The sequence below is a fragment of the Pseudomonas sp. 05N434 genome (assembly GCF_056396965.1).
This window is the reverse complement of the sequence record NZ_JBFTMK010000103.1, coordinates 1-11,696: the sequence shown is the minus strand read 5'-3', so window position 1 is coordinate 11,696 and position 11,696 is coordinate 1. Positions and strand designations below refer to the sequence as shown.

At 59.5% G+C, this 11,696-nt stretch carries 13 protein-coding genes and 1 pseudogene; 9 read left to right on the top strand and 5 right to left on the bottom strand.

Annotated elements, in window-relative coordinates; all coding sequences use genetic code 11:
* Positions 1-217 precede the first annotated feature (217 nt).
* Both AC1DLB_RS09435 and AC1DLB_RS09430 read right to left on the bottom strand, forming a co-directional pair.
* Positions 218-649 (bottom strand): annotated as a pseudogene (locus tag AC1DLB_RS09435) (L,D-transpeptidase family protein); the annotation flags it as partial.
* A 12-nt stretch (positions 650-661) separates the two neighbouring features.
* The gene (locus AC1DLB_RS09430; RefSeq protein ID WP_018927082.1) at positions 662-1,213 is read right to left on the bottom strand and encodes an NUDIX hydrolase; all 552 of its coding nucleotides are present in this window, start codon (positions 1,211-1,213) and stop codon (positions 662-664) included.
* A gap of 146 nt (positions 1,214-1,359) precedes the next feature.
* Between AC1DLB_RS09430 and AC1DLB_RS09425 the strand changes: the two genes are divergently transcribed.
* The 5 genes from AC1DLB_RS09425 (at position 1,360) to purT (ending at position 4,725) form a co-directional block, all read left to right on the top strand.
* The gene (locus tag AC1DLB_RS09425; RefSeq protein ID WP_477784915.1) at positions 1,360-1,959 is read left to right on the top strand and encodes a CoA pyrophosphatase; all 600 of its coding nucleotides are present in this window, start codon (positions 1,360-1,362) and stop codon (positions 1,957-1,959) included.
* A gap of 68 nt (positions 1,960-2,027) precedes the next feature.
* Entirely contained in the window at positions 2,028-2,552 is a 525-nt protein-coding gene (locus AC1DLB_RS09420) for a gamma carbonic anhydrase family protein (RefSeq protein ID WP_007936184.1), read from the top strand.
* On the top strand, positions 2,549-2,770 hold the full coding sequence (locus AC1DLB_RS09415) for a DUF1289 domain-containing protein (RefSeq protein WP_018927080.1): 222 nt from the start codon (positions 2,549-2,551) through the stop codon (positions 2,768-2,770). Before AC1DLB_RS09420 ends, AC1DLB_RS09415 begins: the two co-directional genes overlap by 4 nt.
* Positions 2,771-2,985: 215 nt before the next feature.
* On the top strand, positions 2,986-3,453 hold the full coding sequence (locus AC1DLB_RS09410) for a VUT family protein (protein WP_018927079.1): 468 nt from the start codon (positions 2,986-2,988) through the stop codon (positions 3,451-3,453).
* Between the two features lie 90 nt (positions 3,454-3,543).
* Positions 3,544-4,725 carry a formate-dependent phosphoribosylglycinamide formyltransferase gene (gene purT, locus AC1DLB_RS09405; RefSeq protein WP_477784914.1) on the top strand — a complete coding sequence of 394 codons (1,182 nt, stop codon included), beginning with the start codon at positions 3,544-3,546 and terminating at the stop codon, positions 4,723-4,725.
* A 113-nt stretch (positions 4,726-4,838) separates the two neighbouring features.
* Here purT and AC1DLB_RS09400 read toward each other — a convergent pair whose 3' ends face one another.
* From AC1DLB_RS09400 to AC1DLB_RS09390, 3 genes are all read right to left on the bottom strand, one after another.
* Complete coding sequence (locus AC1DLB_RS09400; protein WP_019581065.1) at positions 4,839-6,155, bottom strand: MFS transporter; 1,317 nt, start codon at positions 6,153-6,155, stop codon at positions 4,839-4,841.
* A 252-nt stretch (positions 6,156-6,407) separates the two neighbouring features.
* Positions 6,408-7,640: a transporter associated domain-containing protein gene (locus tag AC1DLB_RS09395; protein WP_111454303.1), complete on the bottom strand. Its 1,233-nt coding sequence runs from the start codon at positions 7,638-7,640 to the stop codon at positions 6,408-6,410.
* A 12-nt stretch (positions 7,641-7,652) separates the two neighbouring features.
* A complete protein-coding gene (locus AC1DLB_RS09390; RefSeq protein ID WP_018927074.1) occupies positions 7,653-8,465 on the bottom strand; it encodes a cytochrome C assembly family protein in 813 nt (270 codons plus the stop codon).
* A 210-nt stretch (positions 8,466-8,675) separates the two neighbouring features.
* On the opposite strand from AC1DLB_RS09390, the gene ffh reads away from it, so the two are divergent.
* The 4 genes from ffh to trmD form a co-directional block, all read left to right on the top strand.
* Positions 8,676-10,052 carry a signal recognition particle protein gene (gene ffh / locus AC1DLB_RS09385; protein WP_007941401.1) on the top strand — a complete coding sequence of 459 codons (1,377 nt, stop codon included), beginning with the start codon at positions 8,676-8,678 and terminating at the stop codon, positions 10,050-10,052.
* A gap of 250 nt (positions 10,053-10,302) precedes the next feature.
* On the top strand, positions 10,303-10,554 hold the full coding sequence (gene rpsP, locus AC1DLB_RS09380; protein ID WP_003198088.1) for a 30S ribosomal protein S16: 252 nt from the start codon (positions 10,303-10,305) through the stop codon (positions 10,552-10,554).
* A gap of 5 nt (positions 10,555-10,559) precedes the next feature.
* Positions 10,560-11,096: a ribosome maturation factor RimM gene (gene rimM, locus AC1DLB_RS09375; protein ID WP_086944744.1), complete on the top strand. Its 537-nt coding sequence runs from the start codon at positions 10,560-10,562 to the stop codon at positions 11,094-11,096.
* A partial coding sequence (gene trmD, locus AC1DLB_RS09370) for a tRNA (guanosine(37)-N1)-methyltransferase TrmD (RefSeq protein WP_477784913.1) occupies positions 11,078-11,696 on the top strand: 619 nt, incomplete at its 3' end. The genes rimM and trmD, both read left to right, overlap by 19 nt.

Sequence of the window (11,696 nt, the reverse complement as noted above, 5' to 3'; positions counted from 1 at the left end):
GGCTTACGAGGTATGGCGGTTAGAGGATTTTTGATTCTCTGGCCGCTGCAATGAGAAACCCGCTGATTCTTCAGCGGGTTTTTTATTGCTCGGGATTTAACCTCTGACCTGATCCGTGATCTTCTGATCTATTTTTTCGAAGCCGACCGAAGGTAGCAGCCAGAACACACTTGATCATTCCCACGCTCTGCGTGGGAGTGATCATTATGGGGGGAAGTTACGGGCGGATTTCGATCATCGTGCCGTCCGGTACCAGGCCCCAGACTTCACGCATGTCCATGTTGCGCATGGCGATGCAGCCATCGGTCCAGTCCAGCGTGTGGAACAAGTCTTCCGGATTGTCTTCGGTGTCCGGGGTACCGTGGATCATGATCATGCCGCCAGGCTCGACGCCTTCGCGCCGGGCGCGGGCGGAGTCGCTGATGTTGGGGTAGGAGATGTGCATCGCCAGGTTGAAACGTTCGCTGGTCTTGCGCCAGTCCAGCCAGTAAAGGCCTTCGGGGGTGCGTTTATCACCTTCCATCAGTTTTGGGCCGATGGGGCGTTTGCCCAGGGAAATGCGATAGGTCTTGAACGGCTTGCCGTCGTTGATCAACTGCAACTGATGGGCAGATTTGAGAACCAGAACTTTTTCGATGACTTTGCCGTCCGGGGCGGCTGCTTAGATGATGGCAGGCTGAGCGAGTGGCGGGATCGATTCGGACCGCACGGGGTAGACCTCGGCCCGCCGGTCAGCGAAGAAGCATTCTAATGTACGGCCCACCGTGCGGAAAGCCAGTTCGCCCCAAGGAATATCGGCCTCTTCGAACAGCTGCACTTCCAGGCTCTCGGGGCCTGCGCGAAAATCCAGATCCACAAGCTCGGCGCGAAAGAACACATGCACCTGACTGATGTGCGGCACATCGATCAGCGTATAGATGCTCAGGTTGCGTACCCGGGCGCAAGCTTCTTCGGCGGTCTCGCGAATGGCGGCCTGTTCGATGGTCTCACCGTTTTCCATGAAACCGGCGGGCAGGGTCCAATAACCGAGCCGTGGCTCGATGGCGCGACGGCACAGCAATACCTTCGAACCCCAGGTCGGCACGCAACCGGCGACGATATTGGGGTTCTGGTAATGAATGGTATGACAGCTGTCGCAGACAAAACGCAGGCGCGAATCGCCTTCGGGAATGCGCTGGGTTACCGGGTTGCCGCATTGACTGCAATATTTCATGCTTGGGTTCCTGAATGCTGCGCCTATCTTGGCGTGCAGCGGTGTCGGTCGGCAAGTTGTCGTTTCGCGACATGAGGCTTTTCGGGGGTTGGGCGGCCGGTGCGATTGGTGCATGATGCAGGGTAAGGCACAGATCGAGAAGACTCATGCTGGACGAGCTACTGCACCGGGTAAGCAATCACACACCGCGTACGCTGGAAACCGACCAACGTTTCCCCGAAGCCGCGGTATTGGTGCCCATCACGCGCAGTGACGAACCTGAACTGGTCCTGACCCTTCGCGCCAGCGGGCTCTCGACCCATGGCGGTGAAGTCGCTTTTCCCGGCGGTCGACGCGACCCTGAAGACCCTGATCTGATCTTTACCGCTCTGCGCGAGGCCGAAGAAGAAATCGGCCTGCCGCCGGGGCTGGTCGAAGTGATCRGCCCACTGAGCCCGCTGATCTCCCTGCACGGCATCAAGGTCACGCCCTATGTCGGCGTGATTCCGGATTTCGTCGAATACCTGGCCAACGATGCCGAGATCGCCGCAGTGTTCAGCGTGCCTCTGGAATTCTTCCGCAAGGACCCGCGCGAGCACACCCACCGCATCGACTATCAGGGCCACAGTTGGTACGTGCCGAGCTATCGTTATGGCGAGTACAAGATCTGGGGGTTGACGGCGATCATGATCGTCGAGTTGATCAACCTGCTCTATGACGCGAAAATCAGCCTGCATCAACCGCCCAAGAGTTTTATCAACACCTGAAGCCATCGCTCGTATGGCGTGAATCCTGCTTTTCGCTAGTGAGCCAGCCTGGTCGTGAGGACAACAAGATGAAATACCGCCTGGGCGACGCCCGCGTCGAGACCCACCCGCAGAGCTGGGTCGCACCCAATGCCGTGCTGGTGGGCAAGGTCAAACTGGAAGAGGGCGCCAACGTCTGGTTCAACGCCGTGTTGCGTGGCGACAACGAATTGATCCTGATCGGCAAGAACAGCAACGTGCAGGACGGCACCGTGATGCACACCGACATGGGCTATCCGCTGACCATCGGTACCGGCGTGACCATCGGTCACAATGCCATGCTCCACGGCTGCACGGTGGGCGATTACAGTCTGATCGGCATCAACGCAGTGATCCTCAACGGCGCGAAAATCGGCAAGAACTGCATCATCGGCGCCAACTCGCTGATCGGTGAAGGCAAGGAAATTCCGGACGGCTCGCTGGTAATGGGCTCGCCGGGCAAGGTGGTACGCGAACTGACCGAGCCGCAGAAGAAGATGCTCGAAGCCAGCGCCGCGCACTATGTGCACAACTCGCAGCGTTATGCCCGCGATCTGGTCGAGCAGGAACAATGAGCACACCTGAACGTGAGCGACCGGTCCCGTCGCCGTGCGTGAACATTTGTGCGCTGGATGAGGATGACATTTGCACCGGGTGTCAACGCACGGTGGAAGAGATCACCCGCTGGAGCCGGATGGACAACGAGGAGCGGCGCAAGGTGCTGGGGTTGTGTCATGAGCGGGCGAAGTCGAGTGGGCTGATCTGGATGTTGCCTTCCAAATCCGATTCCTGATTTTTTGTGGTAGCGCGGCTTTTGTGGCGAGGGGGCTTGCCCCCGTTGCGTTGCGAAGCGGCGCTAAACCTGCGACTTCATTCTTTCAGGCGTACGGCGTTTGCTGATTTCACGACTGCTGCGCAGCCGAACGGGGGCAAGCCCCCTCGCCACAGGTTATCTGTGCGCTGAAGATGAAGTACCCTGTGCACAAAATTGACAGGTATCTCCCGTCCATGCTCTTCCTGATCGCCTACATCAGCAGCGTCGTGCTGATCAATTACGCCTTTTCCACCGCCCCGCACCTGGACATCATCTGGTCGGCCTGGGGTGGCCTGGTGTTCGTGCTGCGCGACATGGTGCAAACCCGCTTCGGCCATGGCGCGATCGCGGCGATGCTGGTGGCGCTGGGGCTGTCTTACGTTACCTCCGATCCCTCAATTGCTCTCGCCAGTGCCACGGCGTTCGCCGTGTCCGAGTGCATCGACTGGCTGGTGTTCAGCCTCACCAAGCGCCCGTTGCACGATCGCCTGTGGATAAGTTCGGCCCTGAGCATCCCGCTGGACACCTTCATCTTCTTCGGCATGATCGATGCGCTCACACCGGGCGTGATCTTCACTGCGCTGGGTTCGAAGTTCGCGGGCGTCACCGTGGTCTGGTTGGCCATGGCATGGCGCCTGCGCAAACAGGCTGTCGTCAGCTGAAGCCAAACCCTCAGGTTCATGTAAAATGCCGCGCTTTCTCCCCATGGGAAGCGCGCTTCCCTCGATGATCCGCTCCTTTGAGGACCTGAGATGACCCGTATCGGAACTCCATTGTCGCCAACCGCGACCCGCGTATTGATGTGTGGCTGTGGTGAGTTGGGCAAGGAAGTGGTGATCGAGCTGCAACGCCTGGGCGTTGAAGTGATTGCCGTGGATCGCTACGCCAATGCGCCGGCCATGCAAGTCGCCCATCGCAGCCATGTGATCAATATGCTCGACGGTGCCGCCCTGCGTGCGGTGATCGAAGCCGAGAAACCGCACTTCATCGTGCCGGAAATCGAAGCCATCGCCACCGCGACCCTGGTGGAGCTGGAGTCCGAAGGCTTCACCGTGATCCCGACTGCCCGCGCCGCACAGTTGACCATGAACCGCGAAGGCATCCGTCGCCTGGCCGCTGAAGAGCTGGACCTGCCGACATCGCCGTACCACTTCGCCGACACCTTCGAGGACTACCGCAAGGCAGTCGAAGACCTGGGCTTCCCGTGCGTGGTCAAACCGGTCATGAGTTCCTCGGGCAAGGGCCAGAGCCTGCTGCGCAGCGTCGATGACGTGCAGAAAGCCTGGGATTACGCTCAAGAAGGCGGCCGCGCCGGTAAAGGTCGCGTGATCATCGAAGGCTTCATCGACTTCGACTACGAAATCACTCTGCTGACTGTGCGTCACGTCGGCGGCACTACGTTCTGTGCGCCTGTCGGTCACCGTCAGGAGAAGGGCGACTACCAGGAATCCTGGCAGCCACAAGCCATGAGCCCGGTTGCTTTGGCCGAATCCGAGCGCGTCGCCAAAGCGGTCACCGAAGCCTTGGGCGGTCGTGGTCTGTTTGGCGTCGAGTTGTTCATCAAGGGTGATCAGGTGTGGTTCAGCGAAGTCTCGCCGCGCCCGCATGACACCGGTCTGGTGACCCTGATTTCCCAGGACCTGTCGCAGTTCGCACTGCACGCACGGGCGATCCTGGGCCTGCCGATTCCACTGATCCGTCAGTTCGGCCCATCGGCGTCGGCGGTGATTCTGGTGGAAGGGCAGTCGACTCAGACCGCTTTCGCCAACCTGGGTGCAGCGTTGAGCGAGYCGGATACTGCGTTGCGTCTGTTCGGCAAGCCTGAAGTCAATGGCCAGCGGCGGATGGGGGTTGCGTTGGCTCGCGACGAGTCTATCGAAGCTGCTCGTGCAAAAGCGACCCGTGCTGCTCAGGCTGTTGTAGTCGAGCTGTAAACCGAGGCGCGGCATTCGCGGGCAAGCCTCGCTCCTACAGGGATCACGTCAAGACGCAAGTGCGTTCGACAAATGACCCGTAGGAGCGAGGCTTGCCCGCGAAGCTTTTGGCTTCAGGCAACCCGATTCAAATCGTTATTGCGTGTCTCCTTCAGGCACAGCACTGCGATTAAGCTTAGTACTGCCGCCCCCGACACATACCCGCCGACATAACTCAAGCCACCCATCGCCACCAGTTTCTGCGCAAAGAACGGTGCCGCCGAGGCACCGACAATACCGCCCAGGTTGTAAGCCGCCGATGCGCCGGTATAGCGCACGTGGGTCGGAAACAGCTCCGGCAGCAGCGCGCCCATCGGCGCAAACGTCACGCCCATCAGAAACAGTTCTATGCACAGGAACAACGCCACGCCCCAGGTCGAGCCATGGGTCAGCAGCGGTTCCATCAAGAATCCGGACAGAATCGCCAGCACGCCGCCGATGATCAGCACCGGCTTACGCCCGAAACGGTCGCTGGCCCAGGCCGACAGCGGTGTTGCGGCCGCCATGAACAGCACCGCGAAACACAGCAGGGCGAGAAAGGTTTCCCGGGTGTAGCCAAGCGTCGACACACCGTAACTCAGCGAAAACACTGTCGAGATGTAAAACAGTGCATAGCACACCACCATCGACCCGGCGCCCAGCAGCATCGGTGCCCAGTATTGGCTGAACAGCTCGACCAGCGGAATCTTCACCCGCTCCTGGCGAGCCACGGCGTTGGCGAACACCGGGGTTTCGTGGAGCTTGAGGCGTACGTACAAGCCGACCATCACCAGCGCGGCACTGAGCAGGAACGGAATCCGCCAGCCCCACGAACGGAACTGCTCGTCGTTCAGGCTCATGGCCAGGGTCAGGAACAGGCCGTTGGCCGCCAGAAACCCGATCGATGGGCCGAGTTGTGGAAACATGCCGAACCAGGCGCGCTTGCCTTTGGGTGCGTTCTCCGTGGCCAGCAATGCGGCGCCGCCCCATTCGCCGCCCAGTCCCAGGCCTTGGCCGAAGCGCAGCACGCAAAGCAGGATCGGCGCCCAGGCGCCAATGCTGTCGTAACCCGGCAGTACGCCGATCAGCGTGGTGCACACGCCCATCAGCAGCAAGGACGCAACCAGTGTCGATTTGCGTCCGATGCGGTCACCAAAATGGCCGAACAACGCCGAACCCAGCGGCCGCGCAAGGAAAGCGATGCCGAAGGTGAGGAATGCCGACAGCATCTGCGCGGTGCCGGAGGTTTGTGGAAAGAACACCGGGCCGATCACCAATGCTGCGGCGGTGGCATAGACGTAGAAGTCGTAGAACTCGATGGCCGTGCCGATGAAACTCGCGGTAGCCACGCGGGTGGCGGAGTTCGTCGGTTGGGCAGGCGCGGTGTCGCTGAACGTTGTGCTGGTCGTCATGTCGTTATCCCTGACAGTCATGTGCCCCAGTGGAGCGAATTATTATGGTCGAATACCCAGGGATGTGGGTTGAGGATCGGTCGCTGTTCAAGGTAGGAACAGTCGCCGCAGTGGTACGGATGGTGTCGAAGATCTGGCCGGAACCTGCTGCATGCGGGGTAAGCATGTGGTTCGGTGGGAGGCTTGGGTAAGCCGGCTCGATTATAGGAAGGTGGCTAACTATCGAACAAGAGGGGCGGTTGTTTTAACCCGTTAACGGATAAACGCAGGCGCTGAGCTGGTATGCCAGATCAGCACGCGCGTGACGCGATTTTCTTCAGTCTCCAGAATCTCCAGCCGGTATCGTCCGATCTTCAGGCACACCGCGCTGTCCGGAATTGTCTCCAGCGCCTCGGTCACCAGGCCGTTGAGGGTTTTCGGACCATCGCTGGGCAAATGCCAGCCGAGGCTCTTGTTCAGTTCGCGGATGGACGCTGCGCCATCAATCACCAGTCGGCCATCGGCCTGCGGGTGAATGTGCGGGTTATCCAGGCTGTGCTGGCTTTCGAACTCTCCGACGATTTCTTCGAGAATATCTTCCAGGGTCACGATACCCAGTACTTCCCCGTACTCGTCGACCACCATGCCCAAGCGCCGCTGCTGCTTGTGGAAATTCAGCAATTGCAGTTGCAACGGTGTGCTTTCCGGCACGAAGTACGGTTCGTGACTGGCCGCCAGCAGCGCTTCCACAGTCAGGCTTGAATCCGGCAACAAATGACGGATCTGCCGGGTGTTGAGCACCGCTTCGACCTGGTTGATGTCGCTGTGGAATACCGGCAGGCGGGTGCGCCTGTTGTGGCGCAGTTGCTCGATGATTTCTTCGAGGGGGTCGTCCAGGTTGATCCCGTCGACGTCGCTGCGTGGCACCAGAATATCGTTGACCGTGATGTTATCCAGTGCGTGGATACCTGACAGTGGGCGATAAGCTGCATGTTCGTGATCGTCGTGCCGATCTGCCGGTGCCTCGTCTTCGCTTTGCTGCACCACGTTGATTTTGCGGGCGAATGGACGCATCAGCAGTTGGCTGATGCCATTAAGTAGCCATGCGGCGGGATAGACGATTTTCAGCGGTATGCCGAGCAGTGTGTTGCCCAAGGCCAGGACGGCATCCGGGTGGCGGGCGGCGAGGGCGCGTGGCAGATAGTCGGCGAACACCAGCAACATTGCGCCGGCACCGAGGCAGGCAATCCAGGGGCCGTTTTGCGCCCAGGTGAAAATCGCCAGCAAGGTGCTGATGACCACCACCAGCGCGCGGCACAAGGTGTTGCAGAGGATCAGGCTGTTGAGCGGGAAGCTCAGCTTGGCCACGGGTTTGTCGCTGGAACGCGAGGCCGTGCGCTGGGCCAGTAATTGCTGTTGCGCAACTTCGATGGCGGTAAACAGCCCCGACCATAAAATCAGCAGGGCCAGCACCGCGAGCATCGGTCCTATGGGCAAGTCGTCCATTAATGCCGCCCGTCAGATGTGCAGAATGTATTCGCGGACCAGTTTGCTGCCGAAATACGCCAGCATCAGCAGGCAGAAACCGGCAAGGGTCCAGCGGATGGCTTTGTGTCCGCGCCAGCCGAGACGGTTGCGCCCCCAGAGCAGCACGCTGAACACGATCCAGGCCAGGCACGCCAGCAGGGTTTTATGCACCAGGTGCTGGGCGAACAGGTTCTCGACGAACAGCCAGCCGGAAATCAGCGACAACGACAGCAGGCTCCAGCCGGCCCAGAGGAAACCGAACAGCAGGCTTTCCATGGTTTGCAGCGGCGGGAAGTTCTTGATCAGCCCGGACGGATGCTTGTGCTTGAGCTGATGGTCCTGAACCAGCAGCAGCAAGGCCTGGAACACCGCGATGGTGAACATGCCGTAAGCGAGGATCGACAAGAGAATGTGGGCGAGAATGCCTGGCTCTTCGTCGATGACCTGCACCGTGCCGGCGGGGGCGAACTGTGCCAGCAACACTGTTGCGGCGCCCAGCGGGAACAGCAATACAAGCAGGTTTTCCACTGGAATCCGTGAGCAGGCCAGCAGGGTCAGGGCGATGACCGCTGCGGCAATCAGGCTGGCGGCGCTGAAAAAGTCCAGGGCCAGGCCGACCGGAGTCAGCAGATAGCTGATCAGGCTGGCGCTGTGGGCCAGCACGGCCAGTACGCCGAGCGTGACCAGCAGGCGTTTGTTCGCCTTGGCACCGGTGGCCAGGCGAGTGCCTTGATAGAAGGTCGCAGCGGCATATAAGCAGGCGGCGGCGAGGGTGGTAAGCAAGCTGGGTGACAAGGGGAGCATAAATCCTGTTAGGCAGGCCCGAAAGGCGTTGAGTTTGGCATAGAACCCATACGGCACGAAAGACCATACAAGCTGACGGCGAGGTGTCCGCCAGACGCAGTCTTCGCTATAATCCGCGACCTGCCCACGCCGCAGGCTCGCCGAGCACATGTTGATTCCGGTCTGGGCCGCCATTATCCCGGTCTACACAGGGCCTGAAAGGATCGCGCAATGTTTGAAAACTTAACCGACCGTCTCTCGCAGACGCTGCGCCATGTCACCGGCAAGGCCAAGCTGACCGAAGACAACATCAAAGACACCCTGCGCGAAGTGCGCATGGCGTTGCTCGAAGCCGACGTCGCCTTGCCGGTGGTCAAAGACTTCGTCAATTCGGTGAAGGAGCGCGCTGTCGGCACCGAGGTGTCGCGCAGCCTGACGCCGGGCCAGGCCTTCGTGAAGATCGTCCAGGCCGAACTCGAAAGCCTGATGGGCGCGGCCAACGAAGATTTGAACCTGAGCGCCGTTCCACCGGCCGTGGTTCTGATGGCCGGTTTGCAGGGTGCGGGTAAAACCACCACCGCCGGCAAACTGGCGCGCTTCCTTAAAGAGCGCAAGAAGAAGTCGGTCATGGTCGTGTCCGCGGACGTTTACCGTCCGGCGGCGATCAAGCAGCTGGAAACCCTGGCCAACGACATCGGCGTGACGTTCTTCCCGTCCGACCTGAGCCAGAAGCCGGTTGACATCGCTCAAGCGGCTATTAAAGAAGCCAAGCTGAAATTCATCGACGTGGTCATCGTCGACACCGCCGGTCGTTTGCACATCGACGAAGAGATGATGGGCGAGATCAAGGCGCTGCACGCCGCGATCAATCCGGTCGAAACCCTGTTCGTGGTCGATGCCATGACCGGCCAGGACGCCGCCAACACGGCCAAGGCCTTCGGTGATGCATTGCCGCTGACCGGTGTGATCCTGACCAAGGTCGACGGTGATGCCCGTGGCGGTGCCGCACTGTCGGTACGTGCCATTACCGGCAAGCCGATCAAGTTCATCGGTATGGGCGAGAAGAGCGAAGCGCTCGAGCCGTTCCACCCTGAGCGTATCGCATCGCGCATCCTCGGCATGGGCGACGTGCTCAGCCTGATCGAACAGGCCGAAGCGACCCTCGACAAGGACAAGGCCGACAAGCTGGCCAAGAAGCTGAAGAAGGGCAAGGGCTTCGACCTCGAAGACTTCCGCGATCAGCTGCAACAGATGAAGAACATGGGCGGTCTCGGCGGCCTCATGGACAAACTGCCGAATATCGGTGGTGTGAACCTGGCGCAGATGGGCAATGCCCAGGGCGCGGCAGAGAAGCAATTCAAGCAGATGGAAGCCATCATCAATTCCATGACCCCGGCCGAGCGCCGCGACCCTGAGCTGATCAGTGGTTCGCGCAAGCGCCGGATCGCCATGGGTTCCGGCACCCAGGTGCAGGACATCGGTCGCTTGATCAAGCAGCACAAGCAGATGCAGAAGATGATGAAGAAATTCTCCGCGAAAGGCGGAATGGCCAAAATGATGCGCGGCATGGGCGGTATGTTGCCCGGCGGCGGCATGCCCAAGATGTAAAGAATTCGCGCAGGAGCTTGCTCCTGCGCCGACCCACACGGACGTGGGATCTCCAGCAAACCCGCACTTGGCGGGAGCTGACTGGCCATCTTCAGCGATGGCTCTATAGCAAATCTGGATGGCACGCCGATAGGCGCCGGAAAAAGACATTTGCAAAAGTCCGGATATTCCTTAGAATATGCGGCCTTTCGGGCACCTATGCCCGCTGTGCATTTAGATTTGCAGCACCGACTACAGGAACGATGTTCACATGCTAACAATCCGTCTTGCCCTTGGCGGCTCCAAAAAGCGCCCGTTTTACCACTTGACCGTAACCGACAGCCGCAACCCGCGTGACGGTTCGCACAAGGAACAGGTTGGTTTCTTCAACCCTGTTGCTCGTGGTCAAGAAGTTCGTCTGTCCGTGAACCAAGAGCGCGTAGCCTACTGGCTGAGCGTTGGTGCACAGCCTTCTGAGCGCGTTGCTCAGTTGTTGAAGGAATCTGCTAAGGCTGCGGCCTGAGCAATATGAACGCGACGCCAGCTGTTGCTGATGATTTGATCGTTATCGGCAAGATTTATTCTGTTCACGGCGTTCGCGGCGAAGTGAAGGTGTATTCCTTTACTGATCCGATTAAAAACCTGTTGGACTACAAAACCTGGACGCTCAGGCGCGAAGGCAGCGTAAAACAGGTCGAGCTGGTCAGCGGACGCGGGAACGACAAGTTCCTGGTCGCAAAGCTCAAGGGTCTTGATGATCGTGAAGAAGCTCGTCTTCTGGCTGGTTATGAGATCTGCGTGCCGCGCAACCTGTTCCCTGAATTGACCGATGGCGAGTACTACTGGTACCAGCTGGAAGGTCTGAAGGTCATCGATACTCACGGGCAATTGTTCGGGAAAATCGATCATCTTCTGGAAACCGGCGCCAATGATGTAATGGTGGTCAAGCCTTGCGCTGGCAGCCTGGATGATCGCGAACGCCTGTTGCCGTATACCGAGCAATGCGTGTTGGCCGTCGATCTGGCAGCGGGCGAGATGAAGGTGGAATGGGATGCGGACTTCTAAACGTGGCTAACCTGCGCGTAGAAGTGATCAGTTTGTTTCCCGAGATGTTCTCCGCCATCAGCGAGTACGGCATCACCAGTCGGGCGGTGAAACAGGGGTTGTTGCAGCTTACCTGTTGGAATCCGCGAGACTACACGACGGATCGACATCACACTGTGGATGATCGCCCATTTGGYGGTGGTCCGGGCATGGTGATGAAGATCAAGCCCCTGGAAGATGCTCTGGTTCAGGCCAAGGCAGCAGCCGGGGAGGCGGCGAAGGTAATTTACCTGTCCCCCCAAGGCCGTCAACTGACACAGTCGGCGGTGCGCGAGTTGGCGAATCTGGATGCATTGATCCTGATTGCCGGCCGCTATGAAGGCATTGACGAGCGTTTTATTGATGCTCATGTCGATGAAGAGTGGTCGATTGGCGACTATGTACTGTCTGGCGGCGAGCTGCCGGCGATGGTCCTGATCGATGCGGTTACACGACTGCTGCCTGGAGCTTTAGGGCATGCGGACTCCGCTGAGGAAGATTCCTTTACGGATGGTTTGCTGGATTGCCCGCACTACACCCGACCGGAGGTGTATGCGGATCAGCGTGTTCCCGACGTATTGC

Bases quoted from the DNA above. Each gene is read 5' to 3' on its own strand.
- AC1DLB_RS09410 (WP_018927079.1), top strand. From the start codon at position 2,986: ATGCTCTTCCTGATCGCCTACATCAGCAGCGTCGTGCTGATCAATTAC.
- AC1DLB_RS09390 (WP_018927074.1), bottom strand. From the start codon at position 8,465: ATGCTCCCCTTGTCACCCAGCTTGCTTACCACCCTCGCCGCCGCCTGC.
- rpsP (WP_003198088.1), top strand. From the start codon at position 10,303: ATGCTAACAATCCGTCTTGCCCTTGGCGGCTCCAAAAAGCGCCCGTTT.
- rimM (WP_086944744.1), top strand. From the start codon at position 10,560: ATGAACGCGACGCCAGCTGTTGCTGATGATTTGATCGTTATCGGCAAG.
- AC1DLB_RS09430 (WP_018927082.1), bottom strand. From the start codon at position 1,213: ATGAAATATTGCAGTCAATGCGGCAACCCGGTAACCCAGCGCATTCCC.
- AC1DLB_RS09395 (WP_111454303.1), bottom strand. From the start codon at position 7,640: ATGGACGACTTGCCCATAGGACCGATGCTCGCGGTGCTGGCCCTGCTG.
- AC1DLB_RS09400 (WP_019581065.1), bottom strand. From the start codon at position 6,155: ATGACGACCAGCACAACGTTCAGCGACACCGCGCCTGCCCAACCGACG.
- AC1DLB_RS09420 (WP_007936184.1), top strand. From the start codon at position 2,028: ATGAAATACCGCCTGGGCGACGCCCGCGTCGAGACCCACCCGCAGAGC.
- ffh (WP_007941401.1), top strand. From the start codon at position 8,676: ATGTTTGAAAACTTAACCGACCGTCTCTCGCAGACGCTGCGCCATGTC.
- AC1DLB_RS09415 (WP_018927080.1), top strand. From the start codon at position 2,549: ATGAGCACACCTGAACGTGAGCGACCGGTCCCGTCGCCGTGCGTGAAC.